At 67.9% G+C, this 21711-nt stretch carries 26 protein-coding genes and 1 pseudogene; 3 read left to right on the top strand and 24 right to left on the bottom strand.

Annotation, left to right across the window (positions count from 1 at the left end):
• Positions 1 to 31: 31 nt before the first annotated feature.
• Both DT343_RS00205 and folP read right to left on the bottom strand, forming a co-directional pair.
• Positions 32 to 388, bottom strand: a complete 357-nt coding sequence (locus DT343_RS00205) for a DMT family protein (RefSeq protein ID WP_055806433.1) — start codon at positions 386 to 388, stop codon at positions 32 to 34.
• 63 nt (positions 389 to 451) lie between these two features.
• A complete protein-coding gene (gene folP / locus DT343_RS00200) occupies positions 452 to 1288 on the bottom strand; it encodes a dihydropteroate synthase (protein WP_112861288.1) in 837 nt (278 codons plus the stop codon).
• 202 nt (positions 1289 to 1490) lie between these two features.
• On the opposite strand from folP, the gene DT343_RS00195 reads away from it, so the two are divergent.
• The gene (locus DT343_RS00195; RefSeq protein WP_112861287.1) at positions 1491 to 1901 is read left to right on the top strand and encodes a GreA/GreB family elongation factor; all 411 of its coding nucleotides are present in this window, start codon (positions 1491 to 1493) and stop codon (positions 1899 to 1901) included.
• Positions 1902 to 1977: 76 nt separating this feature from the next.
• Here DT343_RS00195 and ftsH read toward each other — a convergent pair whose 3' ends face one another.
• The 6 genes from ftsH to tolB all read right to left on the bottom strand — a co-directional run bounded on the left by ftsH (position 1978) and on the right by tolB (position 9477).
• Complete coding sequence (ftsH, locus tag DT343_RS00190; protein ID WP_112861286.1) at positions 1978 to 3933, bottom strand: ATP-dependent zinc metalloprotease FtsH; 1956 nt, start codon at positions 3931 to 3933, stop codon at positions 1978 to 1980.
• 86 nt (positions 3934 to 4019) lie between these two features.
• A complete protein-coding gene (locus tag DT343_RS00185) occupies positions 4020 to 5138 on the bottom strand; it encodes a tRNA lysidine(34) synthetase (RefSeq protein WP_439897214.1) in 1119 nt (372 codons plus the stop codon).
• Between the two features lie 116 nt (positions 5139 to 5254).
• Positions 5255 to 6100, bottom strand: a complete 846-nt coding sequence (locus DT343_RS00180) for a tol-pal system protein (RefSeq protein ID WP_112861284.1) — start codon at positions 6098 to 6100, stop codon at positions 5255 to 5257.
• Positions 6101 to 6141: 41 nt separating this feature from the next.
• Positions 6142 to 7281 (bottom strand): DUF3667 domain-containing protein, encoded by a 1140-nt coding sequence (locus DT343_RS00175; RefSeq protein ID WP_112861283.1) that lies wholly within the window; start codon positions 7279 to 7281, stop codon positions 6142 to 6144.
• 127 nt (positions 7282 to 7408) lie between these two features.
• Positions 7409 to 7972, bottom strand: a complete 564-nt coding sequence (gene pal / locus DT343_RS00170; RefSeq protein WP_112861282.1) for a peptidoglycan-associated lipoprotein Pal — start codon at positions 7970 to 7972, stop codon at positions 7409 to 7411.
• A gap of 140 nt (positions 7973 to 8112) precedes the next feature.
• Positions 8113 to 9477 carry a Tol-Pal system beta propeller repeat protein TolB gene (gene tolB, locus DT343_RS00165; RefSeq protein ID WP_112861281.1) on the bottom strand — a complete coding sequence of 455 codons (1365 nt, stop codon included), beginning with the start codon at positions 9475 to 9477 and terminating at the stop codon, positions 8113 to 8115.
• Positions 9478 to 9600: 123 nt separating this feature from the next.
• Here tolB and DT343_RS00160 point away from each other — a divergent pair, with 123 nt between their 5' ends.
• Positions 9601 to 9852 (top strand): CopG family transcriptional regulator, encoded by a 252-nt coding sequence (locus DT343_RS00160; RefSeq protein WP_197458414.1) that lies wholly within the window; start codon positions 9601 to 9603, stop codon positions 9850 to 9852.
• Positions 9849 to 10283: a TA system VapC family ribonuclease toxin gene (locus DT343_RS00155; protein WP_112861280.1), complete on the top strand. Its 435-nt coding sequence runs from the start codon at positions 9849 to 9851 to the stop codon at positions 10281 to 10283. Before DT343_RS00160 ends, DT343_RS00155 begins: the two co-directional genes overlap by 4 nt.
• 3 nt (positions 10284 to 10286) lie before the next feature.
• Here the strand turns inward: DT343_RS00155 and DT343_RS00150 are convergent, their stop codons facing one another.
• From DT343_RS00150 to DT343_RS00075, 16 genes and pseudogenes are all read right to left on the bottom strand, one after another.
• The gene (locus tag DT343_RS00150) at positions 10287 to 11165 is read right to left on the bottom strand and encodes a hypothetical protein (RefSeq protein ID WP_112861279.1); all 879 of its coding nucleotides are present in this window, start codon (positions 11163 to 11165) and stop codon (positions 10287 to 10289) included.
• A gap of 5 nt (positions 11166 to 11170) precedes the next feature.
• The gene (locus DT343_RS00145) at positions 11171 to 11623 is read right to left on the bottom strand and encodes an ExbD/TolR family protein (protein ID WP_112861278.1); all 453 of its coding nucleotides are present in this window, start codon (positions 11621 to 11623) and stop codon (positions 11171 to 11173) included.
• 3 nt (positions 11624 to 11626) lie between these two features.
• On the bottom strand, positions 11627 to 12379 hold the full coding sequence (tolQ, locus tag DT343_RS00140; RefSeq protein ID WP_112861277.1) for a protein TolQ: 753 nt from the start codon (positions 12377 to 12379) through the stop codon (positions 11627 to 11629).
• A gap of 162 nt (positions 12380 to 12541) precedes the next feature.
• Positions 12542 to 13255, bottom strand: a complete 714-nt coding sequence (locus DT343_RS00135; RefSeq protein ID WP_112861276.1) for a CPBP family intramembrane glutamic endopeptidase, BDIM_20840 family — start codon at positions 13253 to 13255, stop codon at positions 12542 to 12544.
• Between the two features lie 61 nt (positions 13256 to 13316).
• The gene (locus tag DT343_RS00130) at positions 13317 to 14429 is read right to left on the bottom strand and encodes an AraC family transcriptional regulator (protein ID WP_112861275.1); all 1113 of its coding nucleotides are present in this window, start codon (positions 14427 to 14429) and stop codon (positions 13317 to 13319) included.
• Positions 14430 to 14462: 33 nt separating this feature from the next.
• The gene (locus DT343_RS00125) at positions 14463 to 14897 is read right to left on the bottom strand and encodes a hypothetical protein (RefSeq protein WP_112861274.1); all 435 of its coding nucleotides are present in this window, start codon (positions 14895 to 14897) and stop codon (positions 14463 to 14465) included.
• A 27-nt stretch (positions 14898 to 14924) separates the two neighbouring features.
• Positions 14925 to 15383, bottom strand: a complete 459-nt coding sequence (ybgC, locus tag DT343_RS00120; protein ID WP_112862511.1) for a tol-pal system-associated acyl-CoA thioesterase — start codon at positions 15381 to 15383, stop codon at positions 14925 to 14927.
• 5 nt (positions 15384 to 15388) lie between these two features.
• Positions 15389 to 16252, bottom strand: coding sequence for a hypothetical protein (locus DT343_RS00115; protein ID WP_112861273.1), 864 nt, complete (start codon positions 16250 to 16252; stop codon positions 15389 to 15391).
• Entirely contained in the window at positions 16249 to 16617 is a 369-nt protein-coding gene (locus DT343_RS00110) for a hypothetical protein (RefSeq protein WP_112861272.1), read from the bottom strand. Before DT343_RS00110 ends, DT343_RS00115 begins: the two co-directional genes overlap by 4 nt.
• 5 nt (positions 16618 to 16622) lie before the next feature.
• Positions 16623 to 18089, bottom strand: coding sequence for an alpha/beta hydrolase (locus tag DT343_RS00105; RefSeq protein ID WP_112861271.1), 1467 nt, complete (start codon positions 18087 to 18089; stop codon positions 16623 to 16625).
• Between the two features lie 67 nt (positions 18090 to 18156).
• A complete protein-coding gene (locus DT343_RS00100; protein WP_112861270.1) occupies positions 18157 to 18432 on the bottom strand; it encodes a BrnA antitoxin family protein in 276 nt (91 codons plus the stop codon).
• Positions 18425 to 18685 (bottom strand): BrnT family toxin, encoded by a 261-nt coding sequence (locus DT343_RS00095; protein WP_112861269.1) that lies wholly within the window; start codon positions 18683 to 18685, stop codon positions 18425 to 18427. Before DT343_RS00095 ends, DT343_RS00100 begins: the two co-directional genes overlap by 8 nt.
• Entirely contained in the window at positions 18682 to 19713 is a 1032-nt protein-coding gene (ruvB, locus tag DT343_RS00090) for a Holliday junction branch migration DNA helicase RuvB (RefSeq protein WP_017506438.1), read from the bottom strand. Before ruvB ends, DT343_RS00095 begins: the two co-directional genes overlap by 4 nt.
• Before the next feature lie 172 nt (positions 19714 to 19885).
• Complete coding sequence (ruvA, locus tag DT343_RS00085) at positions 19886 to 20503, bottom strand: Holliday junction branch migration protein RuvA (protein WP_055753941.1); 618 nt, start codon at positions 20501 to 20503, stop codon at positions 19886 to 19888.
• 143 nt (positions 20504 to 20646) lie between these two features.
• Positions 20647 to 21138: pseudogene (gene ruvC / locus DT343_RS00080) on the bottom strand (crossover junction endodeoxyribonuclease RuvC); the annotation flags it as partial.
• A gap of 46 nt (positions 21139 to 21184) precedes the next feature.
• On the bottom strand, positions 21185 to 21711 hold a 527-nt coding region (locus tag DT343_RS00075; RefSeq protein WP_146756696.1), incomplete at its 5' end, for an MgtC/SapB family protein.

Raw genomic sequence — 21711 nt, 5'->3', positions numbered from 1 at the left:
GGAACAGGCCGCGGTCCGGAGCAAGCCGCGATCAGCCGCCCAGCGGCCCCTTGAAGATGAAGAAGGCCCCAAGCGCGATGAAGGCGAAGCCGACCAGATGGTTCACCGTCAGCTTCTCGCCCAGATACAGGACCGAAAAGCCGGCGAAGACCAACAGGGTGATCACCTCCTGCATCGTCTTCAACTCGGCCGGCGAATAGACCTGAATGCCGATGCGGTTGGCCGGCACCGCCAGCCAGTATTCGAAGAAGGCGATACCCCAGCTGGCCATGACCAGCAGCCACAGCGGCTTGTGATCGAACTTCAGATGGCCGTACCAGGCGAAGGTCATGAAGACGTTCGACAGGCACAACATGACGATGGGGGCGATGTAGGCGGTCAGGGGCATGGGCAGATCAGGGCTGTTGCAGACCTGCCCTCTACACCGGCTGCGACCGTCCGTCGCGGGCCTTCAATCCGCCGCCGTCAACGCCGCCTGGACCTTCAGCGCCTGCACCGTCTCGCGCACGTCGTGGACCCGCACCATCTGCGCCCCGCGCCGCGCGCCTTCCAGCGCCAGGGCCAGCGACCCGCCCAGCCGGTCGGTTGCCGCGACGGCCGTCGCATCGATGGCCTGGATCGTGCGCTTGCGACTGGCGGCGTACAGCACCGGAAAGCCCAGATCGACCAGCGCGTCCAACCGCGCCGTCAGCGCCATATTGTGCGCCAGCGTCTTGCCGAACCCGATGCCGGGATCCAGCCAGATCCGCTCGCGCGCCAAGCCCGCCGCCATCGCCGCCTCGGCCCGGCTGCGCAGATAATCCCGCACCTCGCCGACCACGTCCACATAGCGGGGGTCAGACTGCATCGTCCGGGGCTCGCCCTTCATGTGCATCAGCACCACGTCGCAACCCAGTTCGGCCGCAACCGCTGCACTGTCGGGCGCATGGCTCAGCGCCGTCACGTCGTTCCACATCGTCGCCCCGGCCGCGACGGCGGCGCGCGCGACGGCGGGCTTCATCGTATCGATGCTGATCACCCCGCCCCACCGCGCGCGGACGCCGGCGATGACCGGCGCGACCCGGTCGATCTCCTCGGCCTCGCCCACCGGCTCGGCCCCCGGCCGGGTGCTCTCCCCGCCGATGTCCAGCACATCGGCCCCGTCCGCGACCAGCCGCATGGCCTGATCAATCGCGCCTTCAGTCGAGGCCCATCGCCCCCCGTCCGAGAAGCTGTCGGGCGTCACATTGACGATGCCCATCACCTGCGACAAGGCGGCCGTCCGCGGGGTTTGACTTTCATGGGCCATGGGACCAGCCTGTAACCGTGATCGCGCATTTCGTCAGCCAGGCTCGACGCCTTTCCCACGCGGGACGCCTCGTCGCAGGCGACTGACCCGGAACGGCCGCGCGCCCATCGCCCCGTTCCGGGCATCGATCTGAACCCCATTCCTCTTCGCCGCCGCATGACGCCACGCGCATGCGGCGTCCCATGCCGTCTGCGAGCCCGCCATGACCAAATCCACTCTGCCCGTCCGCCCCGATATTTTCCTCAGCGCCCAAGACCACGACACTCTGTCGCGCCTGGTCGGCGACATGCCCGGCGAGGGCGTGGCGGGGATGCTTCAAGAAGAGCTGGAGCGCGCCGTCATCTGCGAACCGGGCGAACTTCCCAAGGGCGCCGTGCCCCTGAACCGTTGGCTGCACTATATCGACGGCCGCGCGTCCGATCCGCGCCGCATCCAGATCGTCCTGCCCGCAGACGCCGACATCGATGCGGGCAAGGTTTCGGTCTTGTCCCACGTCGGCGCGGGCCTGATCGGCCTGGTCGAAGGCCACACCATTTCCTGGAGCGACCCCTCGGGCGCCGAGCGCAGCCTGACGCCGGTGATGATCGAGGACGCGGAAATCCTGCCCGCCTGATCCCCGGCGGCCGCTCATGAAAAACCCGCCGGGAGATCGCTCTCCCGGCGGGTTCGTCTTCAGATCAGACCTTGGTTCAGTGAACCGTCGGCACGCTGGTCGCGGCCGGCGCGGCGACCGGGACCTCGATGTCCGTGCCGTCCGACACCGGCGTCACCGGCACCGAGACCGAAGGCCCGGCGTTGGGGAAGTTGTTCTCGTCACGGTTCGGCGCGACGCCCTTCTCCAGCAGGTCCTTGATCTCCTCGCCCGACAGGGTCTCGTATTCCAGCAGGGCCTGAGACAGCTTCTCGTGATCCTCGGCCTTGGTGGTCAGGATCGTGCGCGCCTCGTCCCAGCCCGAGGTCACTAGGCGACGCACCTCTTCGTCGATGGTGCGGGCGGTCTCTTCGGAGATGTTCTGGCTGCGGGCGACCGAGTGGCCCAGGAAGACCTCTTCCTGGTTCTCGCCATAAGCCACCGTGCCCAGCTTGTCCGAGAAGCCCCAGCGGGTGACCATGGCGCGGGCCAGCTTGGTCGCCTGTTCGATGTCCGAGCTGGCGCCCGAGGTGATGTTCTCCGGCCCGAAGATCAGCTCCTCGGCGACGCGGCCGCCCGCCATGATGGCGATCCGGTCGATCATCTGCTGATACTTCATCGAATAGCGGTCGCCTTCCGGCAACTGCATAACCATGCCCAGCGCCCGGCCGCGCGGGACGATAGTCGCCTTGTGGACCGGGTCGGCCATCTTGACGTTCATGGCGACGATGGCGTGACCGGCCTCGTGATAGGCGGTCAGGCGCTTTTCTTCCTCGTTCATCGCCATGGAGCGACGTTCCGAGCCCATCAGCACCTTGTCCTTGGCGTCCTCGAAGTCGCGGTGGGTGACCATGCGACGGTCCTTGCGCGCCGCCGTCAGGGCCGCCTCGTTGACCAGGTTGGCCAGGTCGGCGCCCGAGAAGCCGGGCGTGCCGCGCGCGATCGTCTTGACGTTGACGTCGGCGGCCAGGGGCACGTCCTTCATGTGGACGCGCAGGATACGTTCGCGGCCGGAGACGTCGGGGTTGGGCACCACCACCTGGCGGTCGAAACGGCCGGGACGCAGCAGGGCCGGGTCCAGAACGTCGGGACGGTTGGTCGCGGCGATCAGGATGATGTTCTCGGATGCCTCAAAGCCGTCCATCTCGACCAGCAGCTGATTCAGCGTCTGTTCGCGCTCGTCATTGCCGCCGCCGAGACCCGCGCCGCGATGGCGACCGACGGCGTCGATCTCGTCGATGAAGATGATGCAGGGCGCGTTCTTCTTGGCCTGTTCGAACATGTCGCGAACCCGCGACGCGCCGACGCCGACGAACATCTCGACGAAGTCCGAACCCGAGATCGAGAAGAAGGGCACGCCCGCCTCGCCCGCGACCGCGCGCGCCAGCAGCGTTTTGCCGGTGCCGGGAGGGCCGACCAGCAGGGCGCCCTTGGGGATCTTGCCGCCCAGACGCTGGAACTTGCCCGGATCCTTCAGGAAGTCGACGACCTCCTGCAGCTCGTCCTTGGCCTCGTCCACGCCGGCGACGTCGTCGAAGGTCTTGCGTCCCTTGTGCTCGGTCAGCAGCTTGGCCTTGGACTTGCCGAAGCCCATGGCGCCCTTCGCCCCGCCCTGCATCTGGCGCATGAAGAAGATCCACACCCCGATCAGCAGGGCGATCGGCAGGATGCCCAGCAGCAGGCTCATCCAGATCGACTGACCGCCCGACTTGGCGTCGATCTCGACGTTGGCGGCCAGCATCTGGGCCACCAGTTGTTCGTTCGGATAGACGGTGGTGGAGGTGAAGCGTTCGCCGTTCTTCAGCACGCCGTTCACCTTGTCCAGGCGGATGGTCACCTGTTTGACCTCGCCTGCGTTCACGCGCTGCACCAGCTGCGAATAGCTGATGGCCTCGGGCTTGCCGGCCGGCTGGCCCGTCACGCCGTTCATGGCGCCGCCCTGCGACAGCGCCGCATAGCCCGCCAGCAACGCCAGAATGATCACGCCGGTGATCGCCAGATTACGCAGGTTCATTGAGGTCCTCGGTCGTCCGCGACCCCGGTGGGATCGACGGTCTGGATGTGTCTGTCTGGGAAAATAGGGGCTTAATCAGCGTTACGCTATCGGGTGGCGGAAATCAGGTCGTCTTCATGCGTCGTTTCGTCCAGCGCCAGCCTGAGCCGTTCCGCGACAAGGCCGCGCCGTTCGACCCCTTCGCCTGCAAGAACCGGGGCCACAGCGTCGTCCCTGATCAACACAGGCCAAGCCCCTCGCGTCGCCGCCGGCAGCCGATTAATCTCGGCCCTGTCGGCGTCCGACAGGCTGGCCAACCGCCCCCGCGCCGGAACCACAGACCAGCCGGGATGATCGGCGCAGAAGACGAACCGGCCGTCCCACACCGCCTCGACGCCGGGCGTCAGCGCCAGCGGCGAAATGTCTCGTCTGCGCAGCTCGCCGGCCTCGCGCATCAGCCGCACCGCCAGCCCGACAGCCTCGATCCGCGTCCCGCACAGGGTCGCCGCGAAATCCTCACCCGCCTTCAGCCGCGCCATCAGGGCGCCCAGCCGCGCACCCCGAGGCGGCGTCGATCCGCCGCCGACGCAGACCAGGGCGGCCGCCAGCGCCCGCGCGCCCACGTCGCGGTCCACACGCGCCATGGCCTCTCCCTCTATCATCGGCCGCCCGCCGGTTTTCGCCGGCGCCTGATCGTCCGGTTGCGGCGCCGCGCCCGCGAGAACCTGCCGCGCCCGGCTGCGGCCGAACCGAGGATCGGCGTTGGCGGGGTCCTCGATCCAATCGGCCCCCTGCGCCGCCAGCCAGTCGCGCAACCCCGCCCGCCGCTCGCCCAGCAGCGGCCGCAACAGCATCAGGCCTCGACCCTCGGGCCAGGCCGGCGACGGCGACCATTCGCGCACCCGCCCCAGGGTCGAACCTTCGCTCCGCATCAGATCGGCCTCGGCGATGTCGTCGGCCGTGTGGGCGAACAGGACGACCGAGGCCCCCGCCTCGCGCGCCGCATCGGCGATCAGCCCATGCCGCGCCGCCCGCGCCGCCGCCGTCAGCCCGGTCGCGGGCTTGTCCCCGTCCCAGCTCAACCCGCGCCAGTCGGCCCCGGCGTTCCGCGCCGCCCGGCCCGCGAAATCGGTCCAGCGGCCGCTGTCCGCATTCAGCCGATGATCGACGGTCAGGGCCAGCACCGAACGCCCGCGCGTCCGCGCCCAGTGCGTCGTCAGCCGCAACAGGGCGATGGAATCCCCGCCCCCCGACAGGGCCAGCGCCAGCGGCCGCCCTGTATCGCGCGTCAGTCGCGCATCCAGCCGCGCGAACGCTCGCGCTCTGAGGTCCGGGTCAGACGTCAGGCGCAGGAACCCGTCGTCTTCAACTGGGCCGCCCGCGCCTTTTGCGGGTCAGAAGCGGCGGGCGCATAGCGGCGCGTGAACTCAGCCAGGGCCGCGCACCCTTGCGGCTTCCTCTGCGTCGCGAACAGGGCGTCGGCCAGTTTCAGCGTCGTATCCGCCGCCCAGCCGATGCGCGGCCAGTCCTTCAGCGCGGCGGCGTAATAGGGCACCGCCCCAGCCTTGTCGTTCGCCGCCACCCGCAGGTCGCCCAGGCGCGAGTTGGCCTCACGCGACTGCGGCGTATCGGGCCAGGCCGCGATCACCGTTTCCAGCGCCCGCTCGCCGCGCGGCTTGTCGGTCGACAGCAGGGCCACCGCCGCCGCAAGATCCCGCGTCGCATCGCCGGTCGGCGAGGTCGCCTCGATCGGCGCATTCAGTTCGGCCTGGGTCTCCAGCTTCTGCAACCGGCCCTCGGCGTCCGCCAGACGCGTCCTCAGCGTCTCGTTCTCGCGGGTGGCCTCGTCCAGCTGGAAGGTCAGACGCTCGTTGTCGCCGTTGATCCGGCGCACCGTGGCCTCCAGGTCGCCCAGGCGTCGGTCCATCAGGGCGAACTGCCCCTGCAGCGTCACCACATCGGGGTCCGGCTCGACCAGCACGGGCTGGCCGGCGGCGTTTCTCTGGGTCAGGGCGCGCTCAAGCCGCCGCACATTGCGGTCCAGCTGGTCCAGGCGGCGGTTATCCCACTGGGTCCGCTCCATGATGTTGGGCTGGGCCTGCTGGGCGACCGCGCCACCTCCGATCAGGACAACCCCAAGGGCGGCGGCGGCGAGGAGATGAACGCGAGAGATCGAGAGCTTGGTCATGCGTCTAGCTTTCACCGATTTGGGGCCGCCGCAAGGCCGAGCTAGTGGCCGAGACCCAGATAGACGATGGCCGTGACGAACAGGCCGACCACGATGTTGCAGAACACCAACAGCGCGATCGTCCGCCACAGCGCCGAGAACCAGGACAGCGAATAGGCGCCCTTCATCTGGGCGAACACATGCACGGGCACCGCGAGCACGCCCAATGTAATGACGATGCCGCCCAGCCACCCGGCGATCGTCGCCGACACCACCATCAGCATCAGCAGCATGGCCATGAAGGTCAGCGAATACAGAACGAACACCCCGTGGTCGTACAGGGTGAAGCCGCGCTTCCACAGGAACAGCAGGGCCACGAACGGGATGGACAAGGGCACCAGCAGGAAGGCGAACTTGTACATCGTCTGCTGCAACTTATAGACCGCCAGGTCCGGGTTCTGCAGCTTCTTCAGCACCGTGGCGACGACGCCGTGCCCCTCCTTCTCGGCGTCCTTGCCCATGACCTTGATCTTGGTCTCGCCGGCTTCTTCGGTCGCCATGTCCTTGATGCTGGCCTGCCAGCTGCCGGGCTTCAGACCGTCGGCGCGGCCGTCGCGCTGTTCGACCTCCAGCCGGGCCAGGGCCGCGCGGCGGTCGTCGACCAGCTTCTGTCCGGCGTTGATCGCCATCTGCATCGTCGGGTCCGGCTGGGCGCCGCTTTCCGCCCGCATCTGGACCAGGGCCTTTTCGGCCTCGGCTAGACCCACGCGCTGGGACGCGATCCGTTCGGCCAGGCCCCCACCGCCGGCCTTTGACTCGGGATGCGGCATGAAGCTGAGCGCGAAGAACATCACGAACAGGGTGAACAGGAAGATCGCCAGGGGCGAGACATAGCGCGTGCGTTTGCCCTCGACCCATTCGCGCGTCAGCTTTCCGGGATTCGCCCACAGCAGCGGCAGGGTGCGCCAGATGCGGGCGTCGAAATGCATGACCCCGTGCAGCAGCTCTTCGCCCAGATGCAGCAGGCTGCGATGGACATGGGTCGGCTGACCGCAGTTTGCGCAGAAGTTGCCGCTCGTTTCGGCCCCGCAGTCGGAACAGGCGCCGTGGGCGTGGTCCTCGCCGGCCTTGCCCGTCGGCTTTTCGATCGCGCCTGCGACCAGTCCGCTCGTGACGACGGCGCCCGCCCCTTCGATATCCATTCGCTGATCCCCCGATCCCTGTGGCGACGTATCTGCCGCCCGTCCGGCGTCAGGACAAGCGCGGAAATGAAAAGAGGCGCCGACCCTGCGGCCGGCGCCTCCTTCAGATCAGCCGATCAGCCGGTCGTCAGCGCGGCGCGCCCGAGACGATGGCGGTGTGGGCATTGCGGTTGCGGGCGAAGGCGTCCTCGTTCGAACCTTCCGCGATCGGCCGTTCCTTGCCGAAGCTGATGGTGTCGATCCGGCCGGCCGGAATGCCCCGGTTGATCAAATAAGTGCGCACCGATTCCGCACGGCGGGCGCCCAGCGCCAGATTGTATTCGCGCGTGCCGCGTTCGTCGGCGTTGCCTTCGATGCGGACCGTCACGGACGGATAGCGCTGCAGCCACTGAGCCTGGGCGTCCAGGCGCGGCATGGCCTCGGGACGGACCTCATAGGAGTCCAGGTCGAAATAGATGCGGTCGCCAACGTTGACGACGAAATCCTGTTCGGTGCCCGGCGCGGCCGAACCCATGTTTCCGCCGGTCACCGGACCGGTCGGCGCGGTCGGATAGGCCGGACCCGTCGGTTGCGTCGTGCCGTCGTTCGGACCGGGCACGCCGGTCTCGACCGGGGGCTTTCTGGTGCAGGCGGCCATGGCGGAGACGGCGCAGCCGACCATCGCCAGTTTGAGAATGCGGGAAGTCTTCATGGGATCGTCTCCTGACGTATCGTTTCTGGCAAGGGGCGGGCCTCAAGCTTGGCTTTACTGTCTGCCTCGGTCGATTTTTCGACGCTAGAGGCGATAACGCACAGTTGAGCTTTATGGCTCCGACGGTGTCGGTGCGGCGTTTAGGCCGGGCAGCTGTCGGCGCCCTGGTTCACGCCCAGATTGCTCGGGCCGCGGTCCAGCAGCGGCGACCAGGCCGGGTCGGTCCCGCGTCCGTTATAGCCCGCCTGCGACACCACGCGCCCCGACAGGTCTACGGTCCACAGACGCGTGTCGCCGCCCGGCGTCTGGCGCGCGAACATCACGTAGCGGCCATTCGGCGCCCAGTTCGGCCCCTCCTCGAAATAGCTCGAGGACAGGATGCGCTCGCCGGAGCCGTCGGCGTTCATCACCCCGGTCGAGAACCGGCCGCCGCCCTGTTTGGTGAAGGCGATCAGATTGCCGGTCGGGCTCCAGGACGGGGCCGTATAGATGCCGCCGCCGCGCGAAATCGGCCGCTGGCCCGATCCGTCCGACCGCATGACATACAGCCGCGCCGACCCCGAACGGTCCGAGGTGAAGACGATCTGGCTGCCGTCCGGGCTGAACGACGGCGAGGTGTCGATGCCGGGGTCGCTGGTCAGGCGCGTGATCTGGCGGCTGCGCAGATCCATCACATAGACGTCGGTGTTGCCGCCCCGGATGATCGAAAACGCAATCTTGTTGCCGTCGTTGGAGAAGCGCGGCGCCAGCACCTGACCGTCGAACTCGCCCAGGCTCTCGCGCCGGCCGGTCGTCAGATTATAGAGGTAGATGCGGCTGTAATCCTTGCCCAATGCCACATAGGTGATCTCGTCCGGCTGCGACAGCGAGAAGCGCGGCGACATGATCACCTCGTCGCCTTGCGTCAGATAGGTCGGGTTGAACCCGTCCTGATCGGCGATGGTCAGGCGGTTGATCCGGTTCAGCTGCGTGCCCTCCTCGGACACGAAGATCACGCGGCTATCGAAGAAGCCGGCCTCGCCGGTCATGCGCTGATAGATGACATCGGAAATCTTGTGCGCGATCCGGCGCCATTGCTCTTGGGTCGCGGTGAACTGATAGCTGACCAGCTGGCACTGGCGGTAGGGATCATACAGCCGGAAGCCCACGTCCAGCCGCCCGTCGCCGCGCGTCGTCACCCCGCCGTACAGCACCGCCTGCGCCCCGATCTGGGTCCACTGAGGGAAGTTCGGCGCATTGGCCAGGGTCAGGCCGGTCTCGATGAAGCTGGACGGGTTCAGCGGCTCAAAGAAGCCCGACCGCTTCAGATTGGCGCTGACCACGTTAGAGATATCCGACCCGTGCGTCCCGGCGAACGGCACGACCGCGATCTGAAGGGGACGCAGCACGCCCTGATCGATCTCGACCTCCACCGGCTGGTTCTGCTGAGGCGTCTGCGCCGCCGTCGTCAGGGGCGCCGCCATCGCGACAGCCGCCACGGAGGCCAGAAGAAGGTTCAGACGCATCAGATGCTCCCATAAGTCTCGAAGGATCGCCGCCCCTTATCGCCGGGCCGTTCGACTTTCGCCAGCTTCACGGGGAATAGGGCGACATTCGGGACGGGAGCGATCATTGATGCGTGATGCGTGATGCATTATCTTACAGCCATGCGCACTACACTCGCCATCGACGACGACGTGCTGAACGCCGCACGGGCCATCGCGGTTCAGACCCGAACCTCTGTGGGCGAAGTCATTTCCGATCTTGCGCGCCGCTCGATCACACAGGCCAAGCCGGACACGTCGCCCGAGTTCCGCAACGGCATTCGTCTCCTACCGCACCGCAAGGGCGCTGTGGTGACGACCGAACAGATCAACGCTCTGCGCGATGAGCTGCCTTGATCGCGCTTTTGGACGTCAGCGTCCTGATCGCATTGATCGATCCAGCCCATACCGAGCATCTCACCGCCCACGCCTGGTTCGCAAATGAGCATCAGGCTGGTTGGGCGACCTGCCCGCTGACCGAAAACGGCGTGCTTCGAATCCTCAGCAATCCGAAATATCCAAACTCGCCGGGCGCGCCTGCGCAGGTGTTGCCCGCGCTTCATTCCTTGCTGAGCCAACCCGGCCATGTGTTCTGGCCCGACGACATCAGTCTGCTGAGCGACCGTTTGATCGCGCAGGATCGCCTGCTCACCTCGGGCCAGTTGACGGATACCTATCTGCTGGCCTTAGCCGTCTCGAACGGCGGGCGGCTGGCCACGTTCGACCGACGCCTGGCGCCCGACGCGGTGAAGGGCGGCAAGGCTGCCCTACATCTCATAACGGCCTGACGCTCAGCGATTGCGGCACGCCCTTTCGGTGTTGAAGGTCGGGCGATAGACCCCGCCGGGGAAGCCCTGCGGCACGTCGAAGGGCGCGGTCTGGCGCAGGGCGCGCAGGGCGCCGTCGGCGGCGGCGCGGTAGACGTTCGACGACTGGGCGTTGATCAGGCTGGGCCCGCGCGTGATCCGCCCGTCGGCCGACAGGGTCAGCTCGACCTGGATGCGCAGCTGGTCCGCGCCGGGGATGTCGCAGGGCAGGATCCAGTTCGGATAGACCTGATTAAAGATGGCCGTGATCTGCGGGCCCGTGGCTTGGGACGCCGCGCCCGCCCCCTGCTGCCCCGTCGCCGGGCGGCCGCGATTGTTGGTCGGGCGCGTCGGTCCCGCCAGGGCGTCCAAATCCAGGCTCGGCTCGGTGCGCTGGGGCGGCGGGCGGGCGGGCGCGGGCGTCGCCGGGCGCGGGGTCGGCTGGGCCTTGGTCGGCGGCGCCGGCGTCGGCGGCTGGGGTCGAGGCGTCGGACGCGGCGGCGTCGGGGTCGGCGTGGGTCTCGGCGTCGGCGTGGGCGTCGGGGCCGGGCGCGGCGGCGTGGGCCGAGGCGGCGTCGGGGTCGGGCGCGGCTGGGGTTGCGGCGGCGTCGGCTCGGGCGTCGGCGGCACGGGATCGGGCTGCTGCACCGGGGCGGTCGCGGCGTCGTCGGGCGAGGGTTCGGGCTGCGGATTGTCCGCCGGCGCCGCCTGGATCACCTCTTCCGACACGATGGTCACCGGCACCGAGGCCACCAGCGGCGTCTCGTCCTCGTCCATCTTGGGCGACACCATCAAGAAGGCGAGCGCGACTGCCCCGGCGTGCAGGGCGAGCGATCCGAGGATGGCGGGGCTCGGCCGACGCAAAGGATTCAGGCCTCCGGCGCCGTGTCGGTGATCAGGTTCAGCTTGGTGAAGCCCGAGGCGCTCAACCGCGCCATCACCCGCGCCACCGCCTGATAGGGCGCGCGCCCGTCGGCCCGCACGAACACCGGCCGCTCGGCCGCCTTGTCGGCGCCGCCCGCCTCGGTCAACAGGCGCGTGGACAGGGCTTCGAACGCCGTCTCGCTGTCGCCGACGAAGATCGCACCCTGCTGGTCGATGCTGACCGACAGGGGTTCGGACTTGATCTCGACCGCGCTGGCTTCGGTCTTGGGGAGTTCGACCGGCACGCCCACCGTGAGCAGAGGTGCCGAGATCATGAAGATGATCAGCAGCACCAGCATCACGTCCACCAGGGGCGTGACGTTGATCTCGGTCAGAGGCCCTTTACGCCCCCTGCGCCCGCGACGCCCGCCGCCACTCGCACCACCGCCCAGGGCCATGGTTCAGGCACCCCGCTTCAGGCTGAGGTCGCTGGACGGCGGGGGCGGAGGCGGCGGGGCCGACGGGCTGCCCAGGCGGCGCGCCACGGCGGCCTGCAGGTCGTCGGCGAAGGCCTCTAGGCGCCCCGTGAACTTGCCCGCGTCGATCGAGAACTTGTTGTAGGCGATATAGGCCGGGATGGCCGCCGCCAGGCCGATGGCCGTGGCGAACAAGGCTTCCGCGATCGCCGGCGCCACCGTGGTCAGATTGGTGTTGCCCGCCGCCGCGATCCGCCCGAACGCATTCATGATGCCCCACACGGTGCCGAACAGGCCGATGAAGGGCGAGGCCGTGGCCACCACCGACAGCACGCCCAGGCCGTTCTCGATCCGCTGCCCCTCGCGCGAGATCAGGCTGTTCATCGCCTTGTCGATCCGCACCAACAGCAGATCGCCCTGATGCTCGTTCAACGCCCCGCGCTGACGCGCCTCGCGCCAGTCCGACAGTGCGATCACCAGCATGCGCGGCAGGGCGTGGTCCGGCTCGGGTCCGGCCTGGGACGCCACCTCTTCCAGCGATCGGCCGGACTGAACCGACTTTTCGAACTCATCGGCGCGCTTGTTCAACGCCGTGAACCGAACCGCCTTGTCGATGATGATCGTCCACGACCAGATCGAGGCCGCCGCCAGCCCGATCATCACGCTCTTGACCACCCAGTCGGCGGTCATGAACAGCTCGACCGGGTTCATCATCGCGGCGTCGACAGGCGTGGTCATTCAGGCGCTCCGGGCGGAATCGGGATCGTCACGTCCCCTCTTCGACCGAGCGGACGTGACCATTGTGTGGCGTCCGGCCCGTTTAGCCCCGACCCGTCCGCCCGTCATCTGACAGGCGCGTCATAAGGGTTAACGGCGGGTTACCCCGTTCAAGAGACAGCGTTACAGGATCACCGAAATCGCATTGCCGAAGTTGTGCAGCAGGATCGGCAGCAGCAGGCTTCCGGTCCGCAGACGAAGCCACACCGCGATGAAAGACGGCAGGGCGGTCAGCGCCATCGTCATCGGATCGAATGAGAAGGCGCCGTGTGAAAACCCGAACGCATGCGCCATGCCAAACAGCAGGCAGGACAGGACGGCGCCCCAGCTCCAGTCGACGCCAAGAAAGCGCTTCGTGCCGGTGAAGGCCTGGCAGAGAGCGAAGAGCAGAATCCCACGGTAGAACGGCTCTTCTTCCAGACCCGGCAAGGTCAGTTGAAAGGCGATGTCCTCGCCCGTCGTCGTCCCACCCGGAAAGGCCAGGGCGATCACCACGAAGAAGGCGCAATAGAGCACCGCGACCGGCAGGGCGGACTTCAGACCGCCGGGCGTCTGAAGCAGCGTGAAACCGCTGCGACGCCATCCGAAAGCCGGCGAGGCCGCGATGGCCAGTGTGGCGGCCAGAGCCAGCAGCTTGCCCTGCCAGTTCCACGAACCGCCGATCACATCCGGCAGCAATCCATATACGCCCGTCAGCAGAGCATCGTTGATCGCCACCAGCAGGGCCGCCGCCATCAGCCATCGCCATGAAAAGCGTCGACGGTCCATCACCCCGACGCAAGCTCCGACCACGAGGAGAAGCGCCAGAACACCTCCCAAGCCAATCAATCCGTTCATCCGCATCTCCTCAACCTGTTGATGGCGGAGGTGCTATTTCTGAATGGATCGAGGCGTCTCCTCAGAACTCGGCTTTTCGCTCCTCAGAACCTGTCATTGCAGATTCCGAAGCAGGCGCGGCCTGCCTGGCGGCAGCTCGATACTGGCTGGGCGCACAGCCTTCGATCGCTCGGAACGTGCGATTGAAGCTGGGCAATGAAGCGAACCCGCTGTCCAATGCGATGGCGATCAGCTTGTCATCAGCGCGACCTGGCTGCCCCAGCAACCGGCGCGCTTCGGCGACGCGGTAGTGGTTCAGAAAGCTGCGGAAATGATCATGTCCCAGTTCGTGGTTGATCAGGTTGCGTACGGCGCGCTCTGGCGCGTCCATGCGTGCGACGAACCCCGCAAATGTCAGTTCGGGATCCAGGAACACGCGCTCGATCTCCACCAATGTCTTCAGCCGGCGACGAAGGCCGTCATCCCGCGCTCGGCTTGATTGGATTGCGACGAGCGACACGCCTTTGTCAGCGACGCCGAAGGTCAACAGGTCCGTCCGCACGGTCACAAGCTCACACGCCAACCACAAGCCGAACGCCAGAACCGCCACATTCTGGCTCATCGAAAAGGCGAGCGGACGCCATGAGAAACCGAACAGGACATCCGCCGCCAGATCGACGAACAGCATCCCGCCCAGAAGGATCGCCACCATCAGGCGCGCGTCGTGACGTTTCTGGATCAGGTCGCCCGATCGTTCGGCCAGCAACCGCCAGACCAGATGACCGATGATCGCAAAGCCCAGCGGCACCAGCAGACGCGACCATTCGATTTGCGCCAAAGCTTCGCCGAATAAGCCGCGATCAATCCCGGCGATCAGTCCCCACACCAGACCAACGGCCAGCACGCCCCCCTTCAGCCGGAACCGGCTGTCGAAACACGACAGGCAGAACCACCATAGAAAGATGACCGTGAAGCCGCTGACCAGATTGGCGACCGCGCCGACGCCGCCATCGGGCGACAGCTCACCGAGGGGCGTATTGCCGATGACGAAACCGGAAACGCAAACCGCCATTGGCGCAAACAGAATGGCGGGCAGGCCGATCCGCCGTCGCTGGCGCAGCAGCAGCCCTGCAAGAAGAAGGATCGTCACCACCGCGCCGGCCCGGATGGCGACGTCGATCTGGGCGAGGATCATCGCGTCACGCCAGTGGACGTCGAGGCGTCAGCCTCACTCCGCGCCCGTCCGCCGCGCATTCGGATCGACCGCGACCGACACGGGTGCGCCGACGCTGATGATGACGCCCTCGTGGCCTTCCTTGGCGATGGAATAGGTGGCGGCGTCCTTCAGCAGCTGCTCCTCGCACTGGCGATCGCCCGCCCGGCCCAGTTCGGCGCAGCCGCGCTTGGCTGCATCGGTCCAGCCCAGGACCCGCCGCGTCGCCGCCTCGGCCCGTTTGATCGCCGCCTCATCCTCGGCGGCGGCCTGCGCGATCAGGGCCTGACGCGCGCCCTGCTGGTATTGCAGCTCGGCCTGGCCCGCCATCTTGCGCTCCCAGACCTTGTAATAGGGACAGCCCACCAGCCCGCCGCCGATCAGCAGCACGAACAGCAGGATCGTGACGATCACCGCGCTGGCGGACATCTTGTAGGTTTCTGCGGCCATGACGTTTTCCCCCTCGTTGGCGCGATCCTAGTCGGCGGCCCCGCCGGCCGCCAGCCACGGCGTGACCTTCTCGACCAGCCCCTTCGAGGGGCGTCGCGGCCGCCCGTCCAGATGGATGCACACCGCCGTCACTTCGGCCCGGCACAACACCTCGCCGGCCCGCTCCACGCTCTGGCGGATGATCAGCCGCACGCCCTTCACCTGCTCATAGACGGTGCGCACCACCAGGGCGTCATCGATCCGTGCCGGCTTCAAATATTTGATGTTCAGCTCGGACACCACGAAGGCCAGCGGCTCGGCCTCCTCCAGCAGATCGGCGTGCCCCACCCCGATGGCGCGCAGGAAATCGGACCGCCCTCGCTCGAAATAGCGCACATAGTTGGCGTGATAGACCAGTCCGGTGAAATCGGTGTCTTCGTAATAGACGCGCACCGGCAACAGGTGATCGCGCCCCTCGAAACGGCCGGCGGTGGGTTGGTCGGAGATTGCGGTCACTGAAACCTCGTGCGTCGTGCAGACGCCATAGCCAGTCCGATCGCGACAAGCCATCCGATCACGGGCGAAGCGCCATATCCCACCACCGGCGCCGGATAGGCGCCCAACAGATTGGCCGCCGACAGACCGATCCAGAACCCGGCCATGGCCAAACCGGCGGCGGCTCCGACGCCCCGCGCGCGCCATCCCATCCAAAGCAGCGGGGCCGACAGCACGACCAACGCCAGGCCCGCCGCCACGCCGAGGATCGGCGACACGGCCCAGACCGTCGGCACGACATCCTCGACATAGGGAACGCGCGGCAGGGCCTGCGAACGCGTCAGGCTCCAGAGCGCCAAAATCCAGGACAGGGCTGCCAGCGGCGCCAGCGTCTTCCACGACCCTCTCGCCGCCGTCAGCAGCCCGGTCGTTCCCACTGCGAAAGCCAGGCTGGCGGCCCCGTCGAAGCCGAGGCCGAACGTCAGGATTGTCAGGGCCGCGACGCCCGCCGTCCACCCATCGTCTGCATCCTGCGCCACGAGCCAGAGCAGCGGCGCGCCCAGCAGCGAGGCGGGGTGGATCAGAACCGGCCCCAGCGCCAGCCAGCGATGCGCGCCCTGCATCTCCACGCCCGTCGTCAGCATCAGGACGGCGACGACCAGGATCGCCGCCGCCGAGATCAGCCTCGGGCCCCGACCCGGCCGCGCCGTCCGCGACGCCGCCCACAGCGCCACGGCCCCGATCAGAAACGCCGCGCCCTGGACCGCGACCGACGCTGTCCCCGCCCCGGCCGCCCGGATCGCCAGCAGGCTGATCGCCGCTGTCGCCGTGATCTGTGCGATCAGGGCCAGTGCTGGCCCATTCAACCGACGACGGATCACGGCCGGCGGTTCGGCGCGGCCATGAAGCCGGGGCAGTAGCTTTGGCGCATTTCGCGAAACTCGGTCGGCAGGGGGTCGTCGCTGAACAGGATGCGATTGGGGATGGAGACGAAGCCCACCGCCGGCCCGCCCGCGGCACGTCCGACATAGCCGCACACCGATCGCCTCTGGCCGTTCTCGGCGTAGCGCAGCTCGGCGCCGCGCCCCGCCTGCGTGCGGATCTGGCGCATCACCCGCGCCTCGGCCGGCTCGGGCGACGGGGTGTGCGACGGCTGCATCAGCACCCATACGCCGACCGCGCATAGGGCGAGAACCAGCGCGGCCGCGATCATCAGCCGCTGCTGAAGCGGGCTGCGATGGCGCATCACCCTCATGCGGCGGGCGCATCCAGGGTAAAGTCCAGCGGCGTGTCGGCTGCGGGCAGGCAACTGCGATCCACCGGCTTGGACGGATCACGCAGGAAATCGCGCGCCATCTTGCGCGTGCAGGGGCTGGCGTTGATGACGCCGTGGGTCGCATTGGTCACGATCACCACCTGGCTGTTCGCATAGCCCTTGGCGGCCGCCTCGGTCAGGGGCGGCGGGCATCCGGGATCGATCTCGGCGGCGACGAACAGGGTCGGGATGTCGGTCTGGACCGGCAGGTTCTCGATCGGCAGCGCCGGCCGTTCGCCCACCACCGCGCAGACGTCGAACAGCCGCGACAGCGACGGGACCAGCACCTCGGCGACCGGATCACCGGCCGCCCCGGCCGCCAGCCGCGCCTTGGACTCGAACGGCAGTTCTTCCTTGCACAGATGGGCCATGTGCTGACCCTCGAAATAATAGGTGCGGTCCTCGGCGATCTCCGCGACCGGCGTCAGGTCGCCGGCGATGATCTTGTCCAGATCGACCGGCAGGCTGCGCACGCCCGTCGCGCTATAAGTCGTGTCCATCAAGAACGCCGACAGGTCGTCGACGGTGAAGGTGCGCCCGTCCTTGCCCGTCACCGGACCGGCCAGCCATTTGCGCGCCTCGGCCTCGAACCGCGCCTGAAGGTCCGGATGCTGCGCCGCGCAGGCCGCCTGGGCCGCGCATTTGGCCAGGATGATCTTCACCGCCGCCGACACCTGTTCGGGCGTGCCGACGGCCCAGTTGCCCTCGGGCGGCCAGGGGCTGTCCATCACGGCGGCGCGCACGATCTGGGGCTGGTGCGTGATCACCGCCGCCTCGATGCGCGGCCCGTACGATCCGCCCCACAGGTCGATCTTGGCCAGACCCAGGGCCTGAGCCATGTCCTTCACATCGTCGGCGATGGCGGCGGCGTTGTACTGGTTCAGGTCGATCCCTTGCGCATGATAGCCCTTCAGACAGGCGATCAGCCCGTCGCGGTCCTTGTCGGACGGCGGCCCCGCATCGGTCAGTTCGACGCCCGGGCAGTCCATCGACGGTTGGCTCGCCCCGCCGCCCCGCTGATCGAACAGGATCACGTCCTGATCCACCGCAAAGGCTTCCGGATTGCGGCGCAGCGCCCCCAGCATCCGCCCCGCCCCCGGCGTCAGGGCCCCGCCCGGGCCGCCGTGGAACATCACCATCGGCGGCAGCGCCTGGCCCGAGGCGTCCTTGTAGGGCGCGCTGGCCTTGAAGATGACGACGGCGATGTCGATGCGCCGGTCGCTGACCGAGCCGTCGCGCGCCTCGTCCACCGTCAGGGTCCCGCACCGCACCTCGCGCAGACCCGTCGGCCAATCACTGGGGCAGGCCTTATCGGTGAAGACGGGGGCCGCCGCCCTCGCAGGCGGCGTCAGACCAGTCAGGCCGGCCGCAAACGCCATCACGGCCAGGGTGCGCAGGATCATGGGACGACAGCTCCGGTTCGCCCCCAGCAAACCCCCGCCCGCCCCGCTTGGCAACGCCTATTGCAGTTTACGCCGCGTGCTTCTTGCGCGCCGCTTCCGTCAGCGCATCCGCCATCCGCTCGCGCCAGTCTTCCCCTTCGTCAGCAAAGGCGCGGATGGTGGCGGCGGGTAGTCTTAACTCCACCTCTCGCTCGGCGTCGAATTGGGCATACAGGTCGGGCAGCACGTCTCGTAGAGGCTGCGCCTTGGCGAAGTCCTCATCGGTCCATTCCGGATTGTCCGGATCGTCGATCTCGACATCCCCGTAATCGCTTGGATCAAGGCTGAGTTTGGGATCAGCCATAGCGTTTGCTCTCCTTGGCGTTTGCGCGCCGCAGATTGATGGCTCTCAACGTCCCGTCTCGAAAGGTGAAAGCCAGCATATGCAGTCGCCCATCCAGCATACCATAGGCTCGCCATCGTTGCTCACCGTAATCTTGGCGATCATCGGCGAGGATGTGGGCGGCGCGAAGATCGATCTCGGTCGCCCGCTCAAGCGACAGCCCGTGCTTCTCGCGATTGCTCGCATCCTTGCCTGGATCGAAGGCGACCTTCATTCAAACAGGTCGCCCGGCACGGGTCCGGCGGCGGGTTGCGCCGGCGCGCTGAGTCCCAGATGCGCATAGGCCTTGGCGCAGGCCATGCGGCCGCGCGGCGTGCGCATGATGAAGCCCTGTTGCAGCAGATAGGGTTCGATCACGTCCTCGACCGCATCGCGCGCCTCGGCGATGGCGGCCGCCAGGGTGTCCATGCCGACCGGCCCGCCGCCATAGTTCTCGATCAACGCCTTCAGGAAGCGCCGGTCCAGGCTGTCCAGCCCGGCCTCGTCCACCTCCAGCCGCGCCAGCGCCCGCGCCGCCACCAGTTTCGAGATCGTCTCGGCCCCTTCCGCCGAGGCGAAATCCCGCACCCGGCGCAGCAGGCGCCCAGCGATCCGGGGCGTGCCCCGCGCCCGCGACGCGATCTCGCGCGCGCCGGCCTCGTCGATGGCTGCGCCCATTTTGCGCGCCGTGCCGCGCACCACCGCCGTCAGTTCGTCGGGGGTGTAGAACTCCAGCCGCAGCGGGATGCCGAACCGGTCCCTGAGCGGCGTGGCCAACAGGCCCGCCCGCGTCGTCGCCCCCACCAGCGTGAACGGCGCCAGATCGATCCGCACCGAGCGCGCCGACGGCCCCTCGCCGATGATCAGGTCCAGCACATGATCCTCCATGGCCGGATACAGGATCTCCTCGACCTGGGGGCTTAAGCGATGGATCTCGTCGATGAACAGGACGTCGCGCGGCTCAAGGTTGGTCAGGATCGCCGCCAGATCGCCCGCCTTGGCCAGGATCGGCCCGGAGGTCGCCCGGAACCCCACGCCCAGCTCGCGCGACACGATCTGCGCCAGCGTCGTCTTGCCCAGTCCCGGCGGGCCGAACAGCAGCACATGGTCCAGCGCCTCGGCCCGCCCGCGCGCCGCATCGATGAAGACCTTCAGATTACCCTTGGCCTGCGACTGGCCAACGAACTCCGACAACGTCTGCGGCCGCAGCGCGCGATCGAAGGATTCGCCGGTCTCGGCCTCGGGGGAGATGACGCGGGTCATGACTGACCCGAGTGACGAGTGGCGGGTGGCGAGCGGCGAGAAGTGAGAAGTGCTCGTGAGCAAGAGGTGAGCTGCGGCGCGCCTGCGGTCTTCCGGACTCGCTCACCCCTGCGCTCACTTCCTGGCTCACTCTTCACTCGCCACTCGCCACTCGCCACTCGCCACTCCCTTCTCACCGGCCCAACTCCTGCAGCGCCGCGCGGATCACCGCCGACAGCTCCGCCTCTTCGCCCAAACGGATCAACGCCTGATCCACGGCCCGGCGCGCATTGACCTCGGCGACGCCCAGTCCAAGCAGGGCCGACACGGCCTCGCCGGTGATGGACGGAACGGGCGGTGCGATCTCGACGTGCATGCCGGGTGCGACAGGCGCAAAACTGACGTCGCCCAAGGGCTTGCCCTTCAGCTCGGTCACGATCCGCAGCGCCAGCTTCGGCCCCACGCCGTTGGCCCGCGCCACCGCCGCCTTGTCCTCGCGCGCCACCGCCGACGCCAGTTCGCCGGGCGGCAGAACGTCCAGCACCGCCAGCGCCGCCTTGGGCCCCACGCCCTGAATGGCCAGCAGGGTCGTGAACGCCCGCCGCTCATCGCGCGTCAGAAATCCATACAGGCGCGGCCCCGCATCCTCGCTCCACTGCGAATGGACGTGCACCGTCGCCTCGTCGCCCGGCGCCGGCAGTCGCCCCAGCGTCCGCGCCCCGCACGACACGACATAGCCCACGCCCGCGCAGTCGATCAGGCATTCCGCCTCGCCGACCTCGGCCAGCACGCCTCTCAACCGCCCGATCACGCGATCCTCCCCCGTGAAGCGAAGCGATACGGGGGAGGGGGACCGCGACGCCCTTGCGTCGTGGTGGAGGGGGCGACCTCAGACACGGTGCGTGGGTTCGCCCCCTCCACCGCTTCGCGGTCCCCCTCCCCCGCCATGCGGGTGAGGATCCGATGCTTCCTGAGTTGCGCATGGGTGATCGCAACCGCCAGGGCGTCCGCCGCATCCGCCTTCACATCGCCCGCGGTCGGCAGCAGCCGTTTGACCATGAAGGCGATCTGGCTCTTGTCCGCATGGCCTGCGCCCACCACCGCCTTCTTGATCAGGTTCGGCGAATATTCCGCCACCGTCAGGCCCGCCTTGGCCGGCGCCAGCATCACCGCCGCCCGCGCATGACCCAGCTTCAGCGTCGAGGACGGGTTCACATTGACGAACACCTCTTCCACCGCCGCCTCCTCGCAGCCGTGGTCGGCGCAGATCGTCCCCAGCGCCTCGAACAGATGCAGCAGCCGCTCGCTGAACGGCGCGGTCTCGGGCGGGGCCACCACCCCGTGCGCCACCCACCTCAGGCGCGCGCCGTCGGACACGACGACCCCCCAGCCGGTGCGTCGCAGACCGGGGTCCAGGCCGATGATTCTGACAGGTTCGTTCGCCATCCGTTCCCCTCATGCCGCAAAGAGGGTTATCGGGCAATGAACGGTTTCAGTCGTCGCGCGGGTCCAGGCTGTAGGCGACCACGCCCGGTATGGCGCACAGCTGTTCCGCCAGCCGCTTCAGCTGGCTTTCCTCGGCAGCCTTCAATCGCCAGGTCCGTCGAACGGTCTTTCCATCGATCAGCTCGAACCGGTCGTGTCGCGCGCCCGCGTCGATAGCTTTCAGCGCCGCCTCGATCGCCGGCTCCGGCGACGCCTCGCGCCGTTCCCAGCACACTTCGGCGTCCACCACCGTGCGCGCCGGCAAACGCCCGCTGATCAGCCTCAACCCGATCAGGATCAGCGCCGTGACCACCGTCGCCGCCGTCCCCAGCGCATAGAGCCCTGACCCGAACAGAATGCCGATCGCCGATGTGATCCACAGCGACGCCGCCGTGGTCAGCCCGTGGATCGAAAACCCGGTGCGGAAGATCACGCCTGCGCACAAGAACCCGATCCCCGTGAGCACGCCGTGCGCCATCCGCGTCGGATCTGTGACGATGTTCTCGTCGGGCAGGGCGCGAAACGCCCAATCCG

Source organism: Brevundimonas vesicularis, assembly GCF_900445985.1.
Classification (GTDB): domain Bacteria; phylum Pseudomonadota; class Alphaproteobacteria; order Caulobacterales; family Caulobacteraceae; genus Brevundimonas; species Brevundimonas vesicularis_D.
This window is presented reverse-complemented; position numbering and strand designations above follow the sequence as displayed.